Source organism: Actinoplanes lobatus, from assembly GCF_014205215.1.
GTDB classification, from domain to species: Bacteria; Actinomycetota; Actinomycetes; order Mycobacteriales; family Micromonosporaceae; genus Actinoplanes; species Actinoplanes lobatus.
Genome location: NZ_JACHNC010000001.1, coordinates 2,530,513 through 2,548,970, shown reverse-complemented (window position 1 = coordinate 2,548,970; position 18,458 = coordinate 2,530,513). Strand labels below are relative to the sequence as shown.

The window sequence follows — 18,458 nt, the reverse complement described above, 5'->3', positions numbered from 1 at the left end:
CGCGAGGGGGAAGGCCGCGAATCACCGAGGCGGCTCGTACGCCAGCATCACCTTGCCGTCGTACCGGACCAGTTCCAGCCGTGACAGGCTCCCCTGGGCGAAGTGCGTGGCCGCCGGCATCGAGAACTCCGCCCCCGGCTGCGCCAGCCACGACCCGAGCTGCTCGGTCTGTTCGTCCGGCCCGTACGCGATGAGCCGGAACGTATAGGGCTTGGCCGTCTTGCTGTAGGAGCACTCCATCTCCACCCGGCTCCCACTGGGCGTGCTGGTGATCCGGACGGTGGCGGTGATCGGCGTGACGTCGTCGACGGGCGTCATGGCGATGGCCGGCCCTGGTGGTGGTGTGTCGCCGGGCGAGTCCCGCAGTCCCCAGAACGCCAGCCCTCCGCCGATCATCAGCACCAGAACCAGCGCGACCGCGGTGCTGAGAAGTCGGCGGGGAAGTGCCCGCACCCGGGGTGCCGCCGGGCGGGAGGGCATCGACAGACCGGGGTCGAGGAGGCGCGCGAAGTCCTCCGCGTCGAGCCGGTCGAGCATGTCCGGCACCTGGGCGAGATCGGCCACCGCTTCCCGGCAGAACGAGCATGTCGCCAGGTGGCGCTCATATGCGGCCCGTTCAATCGGCGACAGCGCACCGAGGACATAGGCGGCGTCGTCGTGCCCGTCCTCGCATCGCATCCGTACCGCCTCCCGCCGGGTCACTGTTCCCGGTTTGTGGTACGCGGTTTCGGGCGCGAAGGTTCAACGCAGCCTTAAACCCCCACCTCAAGCCGTGGCGGCCCGAATTCGGAGAGCTATCGCTCGTTCAGGCGGTTGCGGACTCCCCTCCGGACAGGGCTTCGGCCACGTTGCGGGCGGCGGCGGTGAGCTTGGCCCGCACCACGCGTGCCGAGGTCAGCATCTCGGCGGCGGGCATGGAGCAGGCGAGGACGAGGCGGCGTTCCATGTCGCGGTCGGCCACGACGACGACGGCGGCGGATGCCAGGCCCTGCCGGAACTGACCCATCTCGATCTGCATGCCGCGCCGTTCGCCGGCGGCCAGGTCGGCTTCCAGCGCCTCGGGTGTGGTGAGGGTCGCCGGGGTGAAGGCGCGCATCCCGTAGTCGCGCAGATATCGCGACCGCTGGTCGGGGGTGAGCGTGGCGAGGAGGGCCTTGCCGAGCGCGGTGGCATGGCCGCCCTCGTCGAAGCCGGGGGCCACGTCGTCCATGAACGGGGACCGGGCGCCCTCGGCCGACGCCGTGACGGCTATCCGCCCGCCCACGAATCGCCCGAGATAATGGCTGTATCCACTGTCGACGGCCGCGCGCCGCAGCGCCTCACCGACGGCGGGCGGCCCACGGAAGGCGGAGACCAGCTCCCGATATCGATCAGCGATCTCGAGACCGACGATGTAGGTGCCGTCCTCGCGCCGGATCACGTAGCCCTCGTAGGCCAGTGTCCGCACGAGGTGGTACGTCGTCGCGACGGTCAGCTCGCACCTGCGGGCTATCTGTTTCACGGTCAGCCCTCGTGGAGCTCGTCCCACCGACTCCAGCACGCGCAGGGCACGCGAAACGCTCCGGATGAGATCTGACGGCTCCGCTAGGGGGTCACGCACAGCTACCTCCGAAACCAGGGACTTACACCATATGAAGAATCGTGCTTCTACGGAATGCCAAATGCGTGTGGATCACGATCGATCTTCACAGTGGGTGCGATCAATGGAACTGTCCGCATCCGGATAGCTCGTCCCGTCGAACCGCTTCCACCAGCAAAAAGCCGACGCCGCAACGAAGCGGCGCCGGCTAGGAGGCGAAAACAGCGAAATATGTAGATCAGCCGGTACGGTCGGCGATGAAGTCGCAGAGCGACTCCATGGCCCGCTTCGGCGCCCCGTCGGGCAGCGGAGCGAGCTGGGTCCGGGCCTCCTCGGCGTAGCTGCGGACCGTCTCCCGCGCCCGCTTCAGCGCCGCCGACTCCCGCAGCAGGGCCAGCGCCTCGGCATGCAGCGTGTCGTCGGTGATCGGGCCGGCCGCCAGCAGTTCGCGCAGCCGGACCGCCGACGCGTCGGTGTCGTCACCGGCCAGTGCGTACAGCACCGGGAGGGTCGGGATGCCCTCGCGCAGGTCGGTGCCGGGCGTCTTACCGGACTGGACGGACTCGCTGGCGATGTCCAGCAGGTCGTCGGAGAGCTGGAACGCGATCCCGATGGCGTGCCCGTACCCGGCGAGGGCCTCCACATGCTCCGGCCGCGCGCCGGAGAACAGCCCGCCGAAACGGGCCGCCGTGGCGATCAGGGACGCCGTCTTCTCGGTGATGACGAACAGGTGGTGCTCGATCGGGTCGGTGCCGCGTGGCCCCACCGTCTCGGCGATCTGCCCGTGCACCAGGCGGGCGAACGTCTGCGCCTGTAGATGCACCGCCTCGGTGCCGAGGCTGGCCGCCAGATCCGCGGCCTGGGCGAAGAGGTAGTCGCCGACCAGGATCGCCACCGAGTTGCCCCAGCGCGCGTTCGCGCTGGACGCACCGCGGCGCACGGCCGCCTCGTCCATCACGTCGTCGTGGTACAGCGTCGCGAGGTGCGTCAGCTCCACCACGTTGGCCGCGTCCACGACCTCGGGCGACGCCGGGTCGCCGAACTGTGCTCCCAACGCGACCAGCAGCGGCCGGAACCGCTTGCCGCCGGCATCGGCCAGATGCCGGGCCGCCTCGGCCACCAACGGATCGGCGCTGGTCACGTGGACCCGTAGCGCTTCCTCCACAGCGGCCAAAGTCGCCGACACCGACTCGTCCATCGCGGGATCGACGTCGAGGCCCAGCGATGACAGCGCCATTTCGCGCGGGGTCGGATCACCGGTGCTCACCACGCTTTCACGATGCCATACCGTCCATCCGGTTTCTGTCCCAGGGTGGCACGCGACAAGATCAAAAATCCGACAGCACGGGTACGGACGACACGGCGCCCCCGGTAGACAGGCGATAGAAGTCGGTCACGACGCCCCAGGAGCCACTTCCCGAGGGCCCAGGTCGCCGGTGGGCCGCGTGTGGATCCCATCCGGGAGGTGGCAGCTCCCCCCGTACCAGAATCGGTCCTGGATCTTTCAGACCGCTCGCCGTGGGTCCGGAGAAAGGGCGAGAGCCCCGACCACCGGCCGGGGCTCTCGCGTACTGATCATTTTCAGCGCACGAACTCGGACGCTTCCCGGGTGAGATCGATCAGCGGCGCGGGCACCACACCCAGCGCCAGCGTCACGATCACGCCGATCCCCAGCACCGCCGAGGTGAGGAAGCCCGGGATCGACACGGTCGGTGCCGACTCGCCCGGCTCGGACAGCCACATCAGCACGACCACCCGCAGGTACGGGAAGGCCAGCAGCATGCTGGTGATCACGCCGAAGATGACGAGCCAGGTCTGCCCACCCTCGACGGCCGCCCCGAAGACCGCGAACTTGCTGGTGAAGCCGCTGGTCAGCGGGATGCCCGCGAAGGTGAGCAGGATGAAGGTGAAGACACCGGCCAGCAGCGGGCTCTTCCGGCCGATGCCGGCCCACCGGGACAGGTGGGTGGCCTCGCCGTCCGCGTCGCGCACCAGGCTGATGATCGCGAACGCCGCGAGCACCGAGAAGCCGTACGCCACCAGGTAGAACATCGTGCCGCTGAGGCCCTCGTCGTTGAGCGCGAGCACACCCACCAGCAGGTAGCCGGCGTTCGCGATCGACGAGTAGGCCAGCAGGCGCTTGAGGTCGGTCTGGGTGACCGCCAGGATCGCGCCGATGAACATGGTGAGCACCGCGATCGTCCCGAGGATCGGCTGGAAGCTCCAGCGCACCCCCTCGAACGCCACGTAGAGGATCCGCAGCAGGGCCCCGAACGCGGCGACCTTGGTGCAGGCCGCCATGAACGCGGTGATCGGCGTGGGCGCGCCCTGGTAGACGTCCGGCGTCCAGACGTGGAACGGGGCCAGCGCCGCCTTGAAGAGCAGGCCGATCGCGACCATCGCCAGGCCCACGTAGAGCAGCACCTCGCTGCGCTGCGGGTTGGCGACCGCCTCGTGCACCACCGCGAGCTGGATCCCGCCCGCGTAGCCGTAGACGAAGGCCACGCCGAACAGGAAAAACGCCGAGGCGTAGGAGCCGAGCAGGAAGTACTTGAGCGCCGCCTCCTGGCTGAGCAGGCGCCGCCGCCGGGCGAGCGCGCACAGCAGGTAGAGCGGAAGAGAGAAGACCTCCAGCGCCACGAACATGGTGAGCAGGTCGTTCGCCGCGACGAACAGGAGCATGCCGCCGAGCGCGAAGACGGTGAGCGGGTACACCTCGGTGGCGCCGGGGCGGCCACCGGCCTGCTGGAGGTCCTTCTGCGAGCCGACGGTGACCGCGGCCTGCGAGACGAACGCCCCGCCCTTCTCGATCGAGCGCTCACCGATCAGCATCAGCGACACCCCACCGAGCACCAGGATCGAGCCCTGGAGGAACAGGGTCGGCCCGTCCACGGCGACCGCGCCGCCGATGGTGACGGTCCGGGTGCCGCGCTGCCAGATCACGGCGGCCAGGGCCGCGACCACGGCGACAAGAGCCAGACCCAGCTGTACGGCGTTGCGCGCCCGCTGCGGGATCACCACCTCGGCGACGACGCCGAGACAGGCAGCCCCGAAGAGGATCAGCATGGGCAGCAGTGCCCCGTAGTCGATCGGGGGCAGTTGTAGGGATTCCATGGTCAGCCGCCCACCTTTCCGCCGGCCTCCACCGCGGGGACCGGGTCATTCGCGCCGACGTCCTGCATCGTCGCCTGCACCGCGGGATTGATCACGTCGGTGACCGGCTTCGGGTAGAAGCCGAGCACCAGCAGGAGCAGGATCAGCGGCGCCACGACCGCCTTCTCCCGCAGGGTGATGTCCTTCGACATGGCCGGCACCTCGGTGAGCGCCGGGTTGAGCGTGCCCTGGGTGGTCCGCTGGATCATCCACAACACGTACGCCGCGGCCAGCACGATCCCGAGAGTCGCCACCACGGCGTACTCCTTGTGGGTGCTGAACGTGCCGATCAGCACCAGGAACTCGCTGACGAACGGGGCCGTGCCGGGCAGCGCCAGCGACGCCAGACCGGCGAAGAGCAGCACCCCGGCCAGCACCGGCGTCAGCTTCCCGGCCCCACCGAAGTCGCTGACCAGCGCCGAGCCGCGCCGGGCCACGAACATGCCGACCACGATGAACAGCAGGCCGGTGGCCAGACCGTGGTTGACCATGTAGAGCACCGCGCCGGTCCCGGCCTGCGTGGTGAAGGCGAAGATGCCGATGCCGATGAAGCCGAAGTGGGCGATCGACGTGTACGACACGAGCCGCTTGAGGTCGTTCTGCCCGACCGCGAGCAGCGCCGCGTAGATGATGCCGATCACCGCGAGAACCATGGCGGCCGGTGCGAACCAGCGCGACGCCTCCGGGAAGAGCGAGAGGCAGTAGCGCAGGATGCCGAACGTGCCGACCTTGTCCATCACACCGACCAGCAGCGCCGCGGCGCCGGCCGGGGCGGCCCCACCGGAGTCCGGCAGCCAGGTGTGGAACGGGAAGAACGGCGCCTTGATCGCGAACGCCACGAAGAAGCCGAGGAACAGCCAGCGCGCGGTGTTCTGGTCGATCTGGGCGGTGCCCTTCACCAGTTCGGCGAAGTCGAACGTGTGCCCGCCGAGCGCCCACAGCCCGATCACCGAGGCCAGCATGAAGAGGCCGCCGACCAGGCTGTAGAGGAAGAACTTGACGGCCGCGTACTGCTTCTGGCCACTGCCGAACGAGCCGATGATGAAGTACATCGGAATCAGCATGATCTCGAAGAACACGTAGAACAGGAACACGTCCGCCGCGGCGAACACCCCGATCATCGTGAACTCGAAGGCCAGCAGCAGCGCAAAGTAGGCCGGCGCCGACCGGGTGCTCTGGTCGACGTCGTGCCAGCTCGCCAGGATGACGACCGGGAACAGGATCGCGATCAGCACCAGCATGACGAGCGCGATGCCGTCGGCCGCGAAGGTGAGCCGGGCGTCCCAGGACGGGATCCAGGCGTACGACTCACGGAACTGGAACCGGTCGCCGTCGATGGTGAACGCGGCCCACATGACGGCGCTCAGCACCAGGACGGCCAGCGACCAGCCCAGCGCCACGATCTTGGCGAGCTCCGCTTTCGTACGCGGAATGAAGGCCACCACCACGGCCCCCACCAGGGGCAGGGCCGTGAGGATGGACAGGAACGGAAAGTCTTTCACGCCAACCACCCCAGCTGGATCGCGAGGAAGGCGCCGACCACCAGCATGGCGCCGGTGAGCATGGACAGCGCGTACGAACGAACGAATCCGGTCTGGAGCCGGCGCAGCCTGCCGGACCCACCGCCGACCGCGGCCGCAAGGCCGTTGACCAGGCCGTCGATGCCCTTGCCGTCGAGGTAGACGAGCGCCCGGGTGAGGTAGATGCCGGGCCGCTCGAAGACCGCCTCGTTGAACGCGTCCGTGTAGAGGTTGCGCCGCGCCGCGGTGACCAGGACCCCGGCCGGCTGCGGTTCGAGGGCCGTGCCCCGGCGGAAGAGCGCCCAGGCCAGGCCCGCCCCGATGATCGTGACGACCAGCGACAGTGCGGTGATCACGTTGTGCGAGAGGACGCCGTGCGCCTCCTCACCGTGCTCGCCGAAGACCGGGGTCAGCCAGTCCGGCACGCTGGTGCTCATCAGGAAACCGGCGCCGACCGAGCCGATCGCCAGCAGGATCAGCGGGATCGTCATGATCGCCGGCGACTCGTGCGGGTGCTGGTTGTCCTCGGTCCAGCGGGCCGGGCCGTGGAAGGTCAGCACGAAGAGCCGGGTCATGTAGAACGCGGTCAGGCCGGCGCCGATCAGCGCGGCCATCCCGAAGACCCAGGCCTCCCAGACGACCTCGCGCTCGAAGGCGGCCGCGATGATCGGCTCCTTGGAGAAGTAGCCGGACAGCGGCGGGATGCCGATGATCGCGAGCCAGCCGGTGCCGAAGGTCAGCCAGGTGATCTTCATGTGCTTCGACAGGCCACCGAACCGCCGGATGTCGACCTGGTCGTGCATCCCGTGCATGACCGAGCCGGCGCCGAGGAACATGTTGGCCTTGAAGAAGCCGTGCGCCAGCAGGTGCACGATGGCCAGCGCGTACGCACCGCCGCCGAGCCCGACGCCGAGGAACATGTAGCCGATCTGGCTGACCGTCGACCAGGCCAGGACGCGCTTGATGTCGTCCTTGGCCGCGCCGATGACACAGCCGATCAGCAGGGTCAGCGCGCCGACGCTCACCACGACCAACTGGAGCGTGGTGTTCGCCGAGAAGATCGGGTTGGACCGGGCGATCAGGTAGACGCCGGCGGTGACCATGGTCGCCGCGTGGATGAGCGCGGAGACCGGGGTCGGGCCCTCCATCGCGTCCGGGAGCCAGGCCTGCAACGGGAACTGGCCGGACTTGCCGCAGGCGCCGAGCAGCAGCAGGATTCCCATCACCAGGATGGTTCCGGCGGCCAGCGAGTCGACACCGTTGAAGACGTCCTCGTACTGGGTGCTGCCCAGCTCGGTGAACATCAGGAAGATGCCGATCGCCAGGCCGGCGTCGCCGACCCGGTTCATCAGGAACGCCTTCTTGCCGGCGGTGGCCGCCGACGGCCGGGTGTACCAGAACGAGATCAGCAGGTAGGACGCCAGGCCGACGCCCTCCCAGCCGAAGTACAGCATCACGTAGTTGTTGCCCAGGACCAGCAGCAACATCGCCGAGACGAAGAGGTTGAAGTAGGCGAAGAACTTCCGGCGGCCCGGGTCGTGCTCCATGTACCCGACCGCGTACAGGTGGATCAGCGAGCCGACACCGGTGATCAGCAGGACGAAGACGCCGGCCAGCGGATCGAAGAGCAGGCCGAAGTCGACGTTCAGCTTGCCGACCACGATGAAGTCCCAGAGGCTCAGCTCAGCCGAGCGGTGTTCCGGGTCGAGGCCGGAGAGATTCAAAAAGAAGATCAGCCCGAGTACGAACGAGGCGGCGACCGAGGCGACACCGAGCCAGTGCCCCCACCTGTCGGCACGCTTGCCGAGCAGCAGCAGGATCGCCGCGCTGGCCAGCGGGATCGCCACGAGCAACCAGATGTTGCTCAGCACTCCCGTAGCCGGGGCGTAACTGATTTCCACGTCAGGCCCCTTCAGTACTTCAGGAGGTTCGCGTCGTCGACGCTCGCCGAGCGTCGCGTACGGAAGATCGACATGATGATGGCGAGGCCCACCACGACCTCGGCGGCCGCGACGACCATCACGAAGAACGAGATGATCTGGCCGTCCAGGCCGCCGTTGATCCGGCTGAAGGTGACCAGGGCCAGGTTCGCCGCGTTCAGCATCAACTCGATGCACATGAACAGGACGATCGCGTTCCGGCGAACGAGCACCCCGGCAGCCCCGATGGTGAACAGAATCGCCGACAGTACGAGGTAGTAATCGGGAGTCACTTCTCGGTTCCCTTCGGCGCGACCTCGGACGGGGTCAACTCGCGGATCGGGAGGATCGGCGAGATGCTCCGCTCGGCTCCGTTGCCGTCCGGCAGACGGCCCGGCGCGGCCACCGACATGGTGTTCGCGTAGACGCCGGGACCGGCCTTCGGACCCGGGTAGTTGCCCGGAAGGAACCGCTCCTTCATGAGCGTCACCTGGTCCCGCTTGTCCTCCTTGGCCTTCTCGATGTGCGCCAGGACCATGGCGCCGACCGCGGCCGTGATCAGCAGCGCCGAGGTGACCTCGAAGGCGAAGACGTACTTGGTGAAGAGCAGCGAGGCGAGGCCCTCGACGTTGCCGTTCTTGTTGGCCGCGTCCAGGCCGACTGACGCGGTGTCGCCGAGCGAGCGGGCCAGACCGGTGCCGATCAGGGCGGCGAAGCCGACACCCAGCACGATCGCGGCGACCCGCTGGCCGCGCAGCGTCTCGATCAGCGAGTCCGACGCGTCCCGGCCGACCAGCATCAGCACGAACAGGAACAGCATCATGATCGCGCCGGTGTAGACGATGATCTGGACGAAGCCCAGGAACGACGCCGAGTTGATCACGTAGAAGAACCCGAGGTTCAGCATCGTGACGACCAGCCAGAGCGCGGAGTGCACCGCGTTGCGGGCCAGCACCATGCCGAGCGCGCCGGTCACCGCGAGCGGGCCGAGGATCCAGAAGGCGATCTGCTCCCCGGTGGACACCTCGATCATTCGGTGCCCCCCTGGGAGATCGGGGCCTTCTCGGCGCCGACCGACGTACCGGGGTTGGTGAGTGCCCCGATGTAGTAGTCCTTGTCGGTCTCGCCCAGGCGCATCGGGTGCGGCGGCTGCTCCATCCCGGGCAGCAGCGGGGCCAGCAGTTCCTTCTTCGTGAAGATCAGGTCCTGCCGGTTGTCGCGGGCCAGCTCGTACTCGTTGCTCATGGTCAGCGAGCGGGTCGGGCAGGCCTCGATGCAGAGCCCGCAGAAGATGCAGCGCGCGTAGTTGATCTGGTAGATCTTCGCGTACCGCTCACCCGGCGAGAACCGCTGCTCGTCGGTGTTGTCGCCGCCCTCGACGTAGATCGCGTCGGCCGGGCAGGCCCAGGCGCACAGCTCGCAGCCGATGCACTTCTCCAGGCCGTCCGGATGCCGGTTGAGGATGTGCCGCCCGTGGTAGCGCGGCGCCGGCTTCGGCGGGGAGAACGGGTAATCGGTGGTGATCACCTTGCGGAACATGTGCGCGAAGGTCACGCCGAACCCTTTGAAGGAGCCGGTAAACGTGCCCACGTCACACCTCCTTCGTTTCGGGCTCGCCGCCGACGGTGGCGGGGGCGCGTTCGGCCACGGCCCGGCGGGCGCGAGGGCTCGGCGGGACCTGGAGGTCCATCGGCGGGACCGGGAAGCTCCCCGGCGGCCGCTGGTGCAACTCCTCCTCGAGGGAGAGCTGCTTCGGCTTCTTCGGTGCCGGCCAGCCCCAGGCGACGGCCAGGACCAGGACCGCGACGGCCGCGGTGGTGGTCCACTTGGCGGTGTCCGAGATCTGGCCGCTACGGGCGACCTTGAAGAACGCCAGGCAGAGGATCCACACCAGGTTGACCGGGATCAGGACCTTCCAGCCGAACCGCATGAACTGGTCGTAGCGCATCCGGGGAAGCGTGGCCCGCAGCCAGATGAAGCCGAAGAGCAGGATCAGCACCTTGCCGAAGAACCAGAGCAGCGGCCAGTAGCCGGAGTTGGCGCCCTCCCAGAAGGTGGTGATCGGGGCCGGAGCCCGCCAGCCGCCCAGGAACAGCGTGGTGCAGAACGCCGAGACGGTGATCATGTTGATGTACTCGGCCAGGAAGAACAGCGCGAACTTGAACGACGAGTACTCCGTGTGGAAGCCGCCGACCAGCTCGGACTCGGCCTCGGGGAGGTCGAACGGGGCCCGGTTCGTCTCACCGACAGCCGCGATCAGGTAGATGATGAAGCTCGGCAGGAGCTGGATCGCGTACCAGCCGGGGGCGGTCAGCTCGGTGCCGAAGATCTCCACCGGGGTGCCGGCGCCCTGCGCCTTGACGATCTGCGAGGTGCTCATCGTGCCGGCGGTCATGAACACCGCCACGATGGACAGGCCCATCGCGACCTCGTACGAGATCATCTGAGCGCTCGACCGCAGACCGCCGAGCAGCGGGTAGGTCGAGCCGGAGGCCCAGCCGGCCAGCACCACGCCGTAGACGCTCATCGACGAGCAGGCGAGCAGCACCAGCACCGAGACCGGTACGTCGGTGAGCTGGAGCGCGGTCTGCTGCCCGAACATGTTGACCACGCCGCCGAACGGCATCACCGAGAACGCGGTGAAGGCCGTGGTCGCGGAGATCACCGGGGCGATGAAGTAGACCACCTTGTCGGCGGTCTTCGGAATGATCTCCTCCTTGAACGGCAGCTTCATGCCGTCGCTGAGGCTCTGCAACCAGCCCTTCGGGCCGACCTGGTTGGGGCCCGGCCGGACCGCCATCCGGGCCACGACCTTGCGCTCGTAGTTGATCGTGAACAGCGTCAGCAGCAGGAGCAGGACGAAGACGCCGAACAGCTTGATCAGGACGATCCACCACACGTCGTTCTCGAACGTCTCCAGGGTGGGATCGACAGCGTGTGCCGCCACCACGAAAGAACCGCTCATCGTGCCACCTCCGCTGCGCTCCGGCGTCCCGACGAGCTTTCAACTGTGCTCATTGATTCGCTCGAAAGCTCGCTCATTGGACCGCTCCCTCAGCGAGGATCGGGCCGGGAACCCCGGCGCTCAGCTTGACCACCGCGCCGGCGGTGACGCCGAGACTGCGCCGGACCGTCGAGCCCGGCGAGTTCGTCGGCAGCCACACCACCCGCGGCGGCAGGTCGGTGATCGCGGCCGGCAGCGTGACCGAGCCACCGGCGGTGCTCACCGTGACCAGGTCACCGTCGCCGACGCCCAGCGACTCGGCGAGGTCCTTGCCGATCCGGGCCACCGGCGGCCGGGCGGTGCCGGCCAGCACCTGGTCGCCGTCGAGCAGCGAGCCCAGGTCGATCAGCTGGTGCCAGGTGGCGAGGACCGCCTCGTCGCCGGCCGGCTGTGCGGGCCGGGCCGCCTCGGCGGCGGGCTGCGCCGGGCTCGACGCCGTGCTGCCGGGCAGGCCGCCCAGCTCACGGCGGATCGCCATCACGTCCCCGGTGTTCAGGGTGACGTCGAGGAGGGCGGCGATCGCCTCCAGCACGCGACCGTCGGTCATCGCCGTGCTCTTCAGCACCGCACCGAACGACCGCAGCCGACCCTCCCAGTCCATGTAGGTGCCGGCCTTCTCGACGGCCGGCGCGATCGGCAGGACCACGTCCGCCCGCCGGGTCACGGCGGTCTGCCGCATCTCGAGGCTGACCAGGAAGGGCACCGCGTCGAGCGCCTCCTCGGCCAGCCGCGGGTCGGTCAGGTCGGCCGGGTCGACGCCACCGACCAGCAGGGCGCCGAGGGTGCCGTCCGCGGCCGCCGCGATGATCCGGTCGACGTCCCGGCCGGCCGTCCCGGGCAGCGCGCCCGGCTCGGCCTTCCAGGCCAGCGACAGCTCGGCGCGGGCCCCCGCCTCGGTGACCGGGCGGCCACCGGGCAGCAGGTTGGGCAGACAGCCGGCGTCGATCGCGCCGCGGTCGCCGGCCCGGCGGGGCACCCACGCGAGGCGGGCGCCGCTGCGCTCGGCCAGGGCCGCCGCCGCGCTGAGACCACCCGGGACTTCTGCCAGCCGCTCGCCCACGATCAGCAGCGAGCCGGGCGCGCTGAGCGCCGCGGCGACCGCCGGGTCGGTGCCGAGCAGGTGGGCCTCGTCGCCCGGGACGGCCGCGACGAGCGCGGCGCCGAGCTTCTCCAGACCCAGGGAGAGGTACGAGGAGACCGCGGTGATCTTGAGCTTGCCCCCACGGTGGCCCTTGCGCAGCCGCAGGAAGAGGATCGGCGCCTCCTCCTCCGGCTCCAGGCCCACGATCAGCACCGACGGGGCGTTCTCCACGTCCTCGTACGTCACTCCGGTGCCCCCGGCGACGTTCGAGGCCAGGAAGTCGGCCTCCTCGGTGAGCCCGGTCGACGATCCGGTGGCACGGATCGGCCGGGCCCGGAAGTCGATGTCGTTGGTGCCGAGGACGGTCCGGGCGAACTTCGCGTACGCGTACGCGTCCTCCACCGTGAGCCGGCCGCCCGGAAGGACCCCGACGCCGCGCCCCCGTGCGGCCTTCAGTCCCTCGGCCGCGGCCAGCAGCGCCTCGCTCCAGGCCGCCTCGCGCAGCTCACCGGTGGCCTCGTCGCGGACCAGCGGCGTCATGATGCGGTCGGTGGCGGTGGCGTAGCGGAAGCCCCAGCGGCCCTTGTCGCAGTTCCACTCCTCGTTGACCGCCGGGTCGTCGCCGGCCAGGCGGCGCAGTACCTTCCCGCGCCGGTGGTCGGTGCGCTGCGAGCAGCCGGAGGCGCAGTGCTCGCAGGCGCTGGGCGTGGAGACCAGGTCGAACGGGCGGGCCCGGAACCGGTACTGCTCGCCGGTGAGCGCGCCGACCGGGCAGATCTGGATGGTGTTGCCGGAGAAGTACGAGTTGAACGGGACGTCGCCGTCACCGTCACCGACCTCGCCGTCACCGGTGCCGTCGCCGCCGAAGAAGTCGTCGCGGTAGACGTTGATCTGCTCGCCGGAGGAGCGGTCCATCAGGTCGATGAACTTGTCGCCGGCGATCTCCTCGGAGAACCGGGTGCAGCGCTGGCAGAGCACGCAGCGTTCCCGGTCCAGCAGCACCTGGCTGGAGATGTGGATCGGCTTCTGGTACTCCCGCTTCTCCTCCTGGAAGCGGGAGTCCGCCCGGCCGGTGCTCATCGCCTGGTTCTGGAGCGGGCACTCGCCGCCCTTGTCGCAGGTGGGGCAGTCGAGCGGGTGGTTGATCAGCAGCAGCTCCATGACGCCGGCCTGCGCCTTGGCGGCGACCGGCGAGCTGAGCTGGGTCTTCACCACCATGCCCTCGGCCACCGTCTGGGTGCAGGAGGCCACCGGCTTGCGCTGGCCCTCCACCTCGACGAGGCACTGCCGGCAGGCGCCGGCCGGGGCGAGCAGCGGGTGGTCACAGAACCGCGGGATGGCGATGCCCATCCGCTCGGCGACCCGGATGACCAGCTCGCCCTTCTCGGCGGTGACCTCGACCCCGTCGATGACCAGCTTGACGGTGTCGACCCTCTTGGATACGTCGGTCATCAGTGCGCTCCAACCAGGGACTTCTCGGACAGCCGCGGGGCGGTCCGGCCCTCGATGTAGTCCAGGTAGTCCTGCCGGAACCACTTCAGCGTCGACACGACGGGCGTGGCCGCGCCGTCACCGAGGCCGCAGAAGGACCGGCCGAAGATGTTGTCCGCGGTGTCCTGCAGGGTGTCCAGGTCCTTGTAGGTGCCCTGACCGGCGAGGATCCGCCGGTAGGTGCGCACCATCCAGTAGTTGCCCTCCCGGCACGGGGTGCACTTGCCGCAGGACTCGTGGTGGTAGAACTCCAGCCACCGCCATGTGTTGTAGACCGGGCAGTCCTGGTCCGAGAAGATCTGCATGGCCGTGGTGCCGAGGATCGATCCGGCCGCCGACACCCCTTCGAAGTCCATCGGGGTGTCGATGTGCTCGGCGGTCAGGATCGGCGTCGACGAGCCGCCCGGCGTCCAGAACCTCAGGTTGTGGCCCGGCTTCATGCCCCCGGCCAGCTCGATCAGCTCGCGCAGGGTGATGCCGAGGCCGCACTCGTACTGGCCCGGGTTGGTGATCCGGCCGGACAGCGAGTAGATCATCGGGCCGGCCGACTTCTCGGTGCCCATGCTCTTCCACCAGTCCGCGCCGCCCAGCACGATGTAGGGCACGCTGGCGATGGTCCCGACGTTGTTGACCACGGTCGGGCTCGCGTACAGGCCGGCGATCGCCGGGAACGGCGGCCGCAGCCGCGGCTGGCCGCGGAAACCCTCCAGCGAGTCGAGCAGCGCGGTCTCCTCACCACAGATGTACGCGCCGGCGCCGCTGTGGACGACCAGGTCCAGGTCGAATCCCGAACCGAGGATGTTCTTCCCGAGGTAGCCCTTGGCGTACGCCTCCTGGACCGCGTTGCGCAGCCGGCGGGCGGCGTGCACCGCCTCGCCACGGATGTAGATGTACGCCCGGTTGGCCCGGATCGCGTAGGAGGCGATGATCGCGCCCTCCACCAGCGAGTGCGGGTCGTACGTCATGAGCGGCAGGTCCTTGCAGGTGCCCGGCTCACCCTCGTCCGCGTTGATCACGAGGTAGTGCGGCTTGCCGTCGCCCTGCGGGATGAATCCCCACTTGAGCCCGGTGGGGAAGCCCGCACCGCCACGACCGCGCAGGCCGGAGTCCTTGACCAGCTGGATCAGGTCGTCCGGGTGCACGTCCAGCGCCTTGCGCAGCGCCAGGTAGCCGTCGAGTCGTTCGTAGACCCCGATCCGCCAGGCGTCCGGCGAGAGCCAGCGCTTGGTCAGCACGGGGGTGAGCTTCTGGAGGACCTCCGGCCGTGGCTGGGTCACTTCTTCTCCTCGGTGACGCGCGGCTTGGTCTTGGTGATCGGGGTGTCCGGGTCGAAACCGGCCACCGTGACACCGTGTTCCTGTGCCAGCCGCACACCGCGCAGCGTGGGCGCGCCCGCCACCCCGTCGGCCACCGCGCCCTCGCGCGGGTCGGCGAAGCCGGCCAGCTGGTACTGCATCTCCCGCAGCGAGCAGATCCGCGCGCCCCGGGCGGGCGTCGGCCGGTCCCCCTTGCGCAGGTTCTCCACCAGCTCGACCGCGCTCTCCGGAGTGGCCTGGTCGACGGTGAAGTCGTAGTTGACCGTCACCACCGGCGCGTAGTCGCAGGCGGCCAGGCACTCGGCGTGCTCCAGCGTGATCTTGCCGTCGGCCGTGGTCTCGTCGTGGCCCACGCCGAGGTGCTCGGCCAGTTGGTCGTAGACCTCCTGGCCGCCCATCACGTTGCACAGGGTGTTGGTGCAGACGCTGACCAGGTACTCGCCGGTGGGCCGGCGCTTGTACATGGTGTAGAAGGTCGCGACCGCGCCGACCTGGGCCTTGTTGATGCCGAGCAGGTCGGCGCAGAACGCCACCCCGCTCGGGCTGACATGGCCCTCCTCGGTCTGCACCAGGTGCAGCAGCGGCAGCAGCGCGGACCGTTCCCGGCCGGCCGGGTAGCGGGCGAGGATCTCGAGCGCGGGCTCGAGAAGCTTCGCCGCCAGTGGTTCGGCGGCCGGCGAGAATTCCACCGTTGTCATCGGTCACACCCACCCATCACGGGATCCAGCGAAGCGCCGCCGGCGATCACGTCGGCCAGCAGGGCGCCCTCGGCCATCGCGGGGATGGCCTGGAGGTTCACGAAGCTCGGCTCGCGGTAGTGCACCCGGTACGGGTGGGTGCCACCGTCGGAGACCGCGTGTACGCCGAGTTCGCCACGCGGGTGCTCGATGCCGACATAGACCTGGCCGGGCGGAACCCGGAAGCCCTCGGTCACCAGCTTGAAGTGGTGGATCAGCGACTCCATCGACTGACCCATGATCTTGGCGACGTGCTCGAGCGAGTTCCCGAGCCCGTCGAGGCCGAGCGCGAGCTGCGCCGGCCAGGCGATCTTCTTGTCCTCGATCCAGATCGGCCCGGGCTTGAGGCGGTCCAGCGCCTGCTCGACGATCTTCAGCGACTCCCGGATCTCCGCCATCCGGACCAGGTAGCGGCCCCAGACGTCGGCGGTCGTCGCGGTGGGCACGTCGAACTCGTAGTCCTCGTACCCGCAGTAGGGCATCGTCTTGCGCAGGTCCCAGGGCAGGCCGGCCGAGCGCAGCACCGGCCCGGTGATGCCCAGGGCGAGGCAGCCGGTCACGTCCAGCACCGCGACACCCTGGGTGCGCTGCTGCCAGATGACCTGCTCGGAGAGCATGGCCTCGTACTCCTTGAGCTTCTTCGGCAGGTACTTGAGGAAGTCACGGATCTTCTTGACCGCCGATTCCGGCAGGTCCTGCGAGAGGCCGCCCGGGCGGATGTAGCCGTTGTTCATCCGCAGGCCGGAGGTCTCCTCGAAGATGTCGAGGATGTACTCCCGCTCGCGGAAGCCGTACAGCATCATCGAGATCGCGCCCAGCTCCATGCCGGTGGTGCCCAGCCAGACCAGGTGCGAGGCGATCCGCTGGAGCTCCATGAACATGACCCGGATCGTGTTGGTGCGCTCGGTGATCTGATCGGTGACGCCGAGCAGCTTCTCCACGGCGAGGCAGTAGGCCACCTCGTTCGACATGTTGGAGAGGTAGTCCATCCGGGTCACGAAGGTGACGCCCTGGGTCCAGTTGCGGTACTCCAGGTTCTTCTCGATCCCGGTGTGCAGGTAGCCGACGACCGGGCGGCACTGGGTCACCGTCTCGCCGTCGAGTTCGAGCACCAGCCGGAGCACCCCGTGCGTGGACGGGTGCTGCGGGCCCATGTTGACGACGATCTTCTCGTTGCTGAGCGGGTCGACGCTGGCGGTGAGGGAGTCCCAGTCCCCGCCGGTGACCGTGAAGACCCGGCCCTCGGTGGTCTCGCGCTCGCTCGCGTACTCAGATGTGGTCACTGGTAGACCCTCCGCTGGTCGGGAGGCGGAATCTCGGCACCCTTGTACTCGACGGGCACGCCGCCGAGCGGGTAGTCCTTGCGCTGGGGGTGGCCCTCCCAGTCGTCCGGCATGAGGATCCGCGTCAGGTTCGGGTGGCCCGGGAAGACGACGCCGAACATGTCGTAGATCTCCCGCTCCTGCCAGTCGGCGGTCGGGTAGACCCGGGTGACGCTCGGGACGCTGACACCGTCGGCCACCGCGACCTCCAACCGCACCCGGCGGCGATAGGTCATCGAAGTCAATTGATAAGTGACGTGGAATCGGCGCTCATCGGATCCGAGATAGTCCACCGCATCGACCGAGGAGCAGAGCTCGAACCGCAGTGCGGCGTCGTCACGCATTACCTGACACACCTCGACGATGTGCTCGGCGCGTACGTGAAGTGTGAGTTCTGCCCTATCCACGACCACCTTCTCGATGGCTTCGGAGAGGGCCGGATAAGCTTCCTCCAACGCGTCATAGACGTCGTCGAAATACCCGCCGAAGGGTCGTGTGCTGCCAAAAGCAGCAGGTCGTGGGCGGGTCAGGCGACCGAAGCCGGAGACGTCTCCGGTGCCTTTGACGCCGAACATGCCCTTATCCGGGCTGGGCGGCGTCTGTGCGGGAGCGCCCAATTCCGCACCCACCGGAGCGCTACCCTCGGTTCCGGCCTGAATACTCATTTGTGAACCTCCCGCAAATGCGGCTGGAGCTTCATCCAGTTCTCGATCCGCAATTGCTCCTCGCGCCCTTCTTTCACGGCCTGGGTCCATTCCGCACGGCGGACCTTGTCCACACGGTAGGAAGAGGGCATGGCGCCGGGCGCGACGATCGGAACCCGGCCCTCGGCCTGCCGGGCTTCGAGCATCTTGCGGCCATTCGGGCCGAGAGGCTGGGCCATGACCTTCTCGCGCATCTTGAGAATCGCGTCGATCAGCATCTCCGGCCTGGGCGGGCACCCGGGTAGGTAGATGTCGACCGGGACGATGTGGTCCACGCCCTGGACGATGGCGTAGTTGTTGAACATGCCGCCGGACGACGCGCACACGCCCATCGAGATGACCGACCGCGGCTCCGGCATCTGGTCGTAGATCTGCCGGACGACCGGGGCCATCTTCTGGCTCACCCGGCCGGCCACGATCATCAGGTCGGCCTGCCGCGGCGAGGCGCGGAACACCTCCATCCCCCAGCGACCCAGGTCGTAGTGGGGGCCGCCGGAGGCCATCATCTCGATGGCGCAACAGGCGAGGCCGAAGGTGGCGCCCCAGAACGACGACTTACGGGCCCAGTTGGATACTTTCTCCACGCTCGTCAGCAGGATGCCCGACGGGAGCTTCTCTTCGATTCCCATAAC

15 protein-coding genes and 1 pseudogene are annotated in these 18,458 nt (G+C 68.7%); all 16 read right to left on the bottom strand.

Annotation, left to right across the window (positions count from 1 at the left end):
• Positions 1 to 21: 21 nt before the first annotated feature.
• Positions 22 to 678, bottom strand: coding sequence for an anti-sigma factor family protein (locus BJ964_RS11750; RefSeq protein ID WP_188120705.1), 657 nt, complete (start codon positions 676 to 678; stop codon positions 22 to 24).
• Between the two features lie 127 nt (positions 679 to 805).
• Positions 806 to 1,600, bottom strand: coding sequence for an IclR family transcriptional regulator (locus BJ964_RS11745; RefSeq protein WP_043522768.1), 795 nt, complete (start codon positions 1,598 to 1,600; stop codon positions 806 to 808).
• Between the two features lie 217 nt (positions 1,601 to 1,817).
• Positions 1,818 to 2,777 (bottom strand): polyprenyl synthetase family protein, encoded by a 960-nt coding sequence (locus tag BJ964_RS11740; RefSeq protein WP_407650841.1) that lies wholly within the window; start codon positions 2,775 to 2,777, stop codon positions 1,818 to 1,820.
• Positions 2,778 to 3,160: 383 nt separating this feature from the next.
• Positions 3,161 to 4,693 (bottom strand): NADH-quinone oxidoreductase subunit NuoN, encoded by a 1,533-nt coding sequence (gene nuoN / locus BJ964_RS11735; protein ID WP_188120704.1) that lies wholly within the window; start codon positions 4,691 to 4,693, stop codon positions 3,161 to 3,163.
• A gap of 2 nt (positions 4,694 to 4,695) precedes the next feature.
• The gene (locus tag BJ964_RS11730) at positions 4,696 to 6,234 is read right to left on the bottom strand and encodes an NADH-quinone oxidoreductase subunit M (protein ID WP_188120703.1); all 1,539 of its coding nucleotides are present in this window, start codon (positions 6,232 to 6,234) and stop codon (positions 4,696 to 4,698) included.
• Positions 6,231 to 8,153 (bottom strand): NADH-quinone oxidoreductase subunit L, encoded by a 1,923-nt coding sequence (gene nuoL / locus BJ964_RS11725; protein WP_188120702.1) that lies wholly within the window; start codon positions 8,151 to 8,153, stop codon positions 6,231 to 6,233. The genes BJ964_RS11730 and nuoL overlap by 4 nt, the downstream gene beginning before the upstream one ends.
• A gap of 11 nt (positions 8,154 to 8,164) precedes the next feature.
• Positions 8,165 to 8,464: an NADH-quinone oxidoreductase subunit NuoK gene (gene nuoK, locus BJ964_RS11720; protein ID WP_183225904.1), complete on the bottom strand. Its 300-nt coding sequence runs from the start codon at positions 8,462 to 8,464 to the stop codon at positions 8,165 to 8,167.
• The gene (locus BJ964_RS11715; RefSeq protein ID WP_188120701.1) at positions 8,461 to 9,204 is read right to left on the bottom strand and encodes an NADH-quinone oxidoreductase subunit J; all 744 of its coding nucleotides are present in this window, start codon (positions 9,202 to 9,204) and stop codon (positions 8,461 to 8,463) included. Before BJ964_RS11715 ends, nuoK begins: the two co-directional genes overlap by 4 nt.
• Positions 9,201 to 9,761: an NADH-quinone oxidoreductase subunit NuoI gene (gene nuoI, locus BJ964_RS11710; protein WP_188120700.1), complete on the bottom strand. Its 561-nt coding sequence runs from the start codon at positions 9,759 to 9,761 to the stop codon at positions 9,201 to 9,203. Before nuoI ends, BJ964_RS11715 begins: the two co-directional genes overlap by 4 nt.
• A gap of 1 nt (position 9,762) precedes the next feature.
• Positions 9,763 to 11,136, bottom strand: a complete 1,374-nt coding sequence (nuoH, locus tag BJ964_RS11705) for an NADH-quinone oxidoreductase subunit NuoH (RefSeq protein ID WP_223149524.1) — start codon at positions 11,134 to 11,136, stop codon at positions 9,763 to 9,765.
• 73 nt (positions 11,137 to 11,209) lie between these two features.
• Positions 11,210 to 13,708 carry an NADH-quinone oxidoreductase subunit G gene (locus BJ964_RS11700; protein WP_188120699.1) on the bottom strand — a complete coding sequence of 833 codons (2,499 nt, stop codon included), beginning with the start codon at positions 13,706 to 13,708 and terminating at the stop codon, positions 11,210 to 11,212.
• The gene (gene nuoF, locus BJ964_RS11695; protein ID WP_188120698.1) at positions 13,708 to 15,024 is read right to left on the bottom strand and encodes an NADH-quinone oxidoreductase subunit NuoF; all 1,317 of its coding nucleotides are present in this window, start codon (positions 15,022 to 15,024) and stop codon (positions 13,708 to 13,710) included. Before nuoF ends, BJ964_RS11700 begins: the two co-directional genes overlap by 1 nt.
• 35 nt (positions 15,025 to 15,059) lie before the next feature.
• Positions 15,060 to 15,747: pseudogene (gene nuoE / locus BJ964_RS11690) on the bottom strand (NADH-quinone oxidoreductase subunit NuoE); the annotation flags it as partial.
• A gap of 10 nt (positions 15,748 to 15,757) precedes the next feature.
• Entirely contained in the window at positions 15,758 to 17,083 is a 1,326-nt protein-coding gene (locus BJ964_RS11685; protein WP_188120696.1) for an NADH-quinone oxidoreductase subunit D, read from the bottom strand.
• A complete protein-coding gene (locus BJ964_RS11680; protein ID WP_188120695.1) occupies positions 17,080 to 17,787 on the bottom strand; it encodes an NADH-quinone oxidoreductase subunit C in 708 nt (235 codons plus the stop codon). The genes BJ964_RS11685 and BJ964_RS11680 overlap by 4 nt, the downstream gene beginning before the upstream one ends.
• Positions 17,784 to 18,455, bottom strand: a complete 672-nt coding sequence (locus tag BJ964_RS11675) for a NuoB/complex I 20 kDa subunit family protein (RefSeq protein WP_188120694.1) — start codon at positions 18,453 to 18,455, stop codon at positions 17,784 to 17,786. Before BJ964_RS11675 ends, BJ964_RS11680 begins: the two co-directional genes overlap by 4 nt.
• Positions 18,456 to 18,458 lie beyond the last annotated feature (3 nt).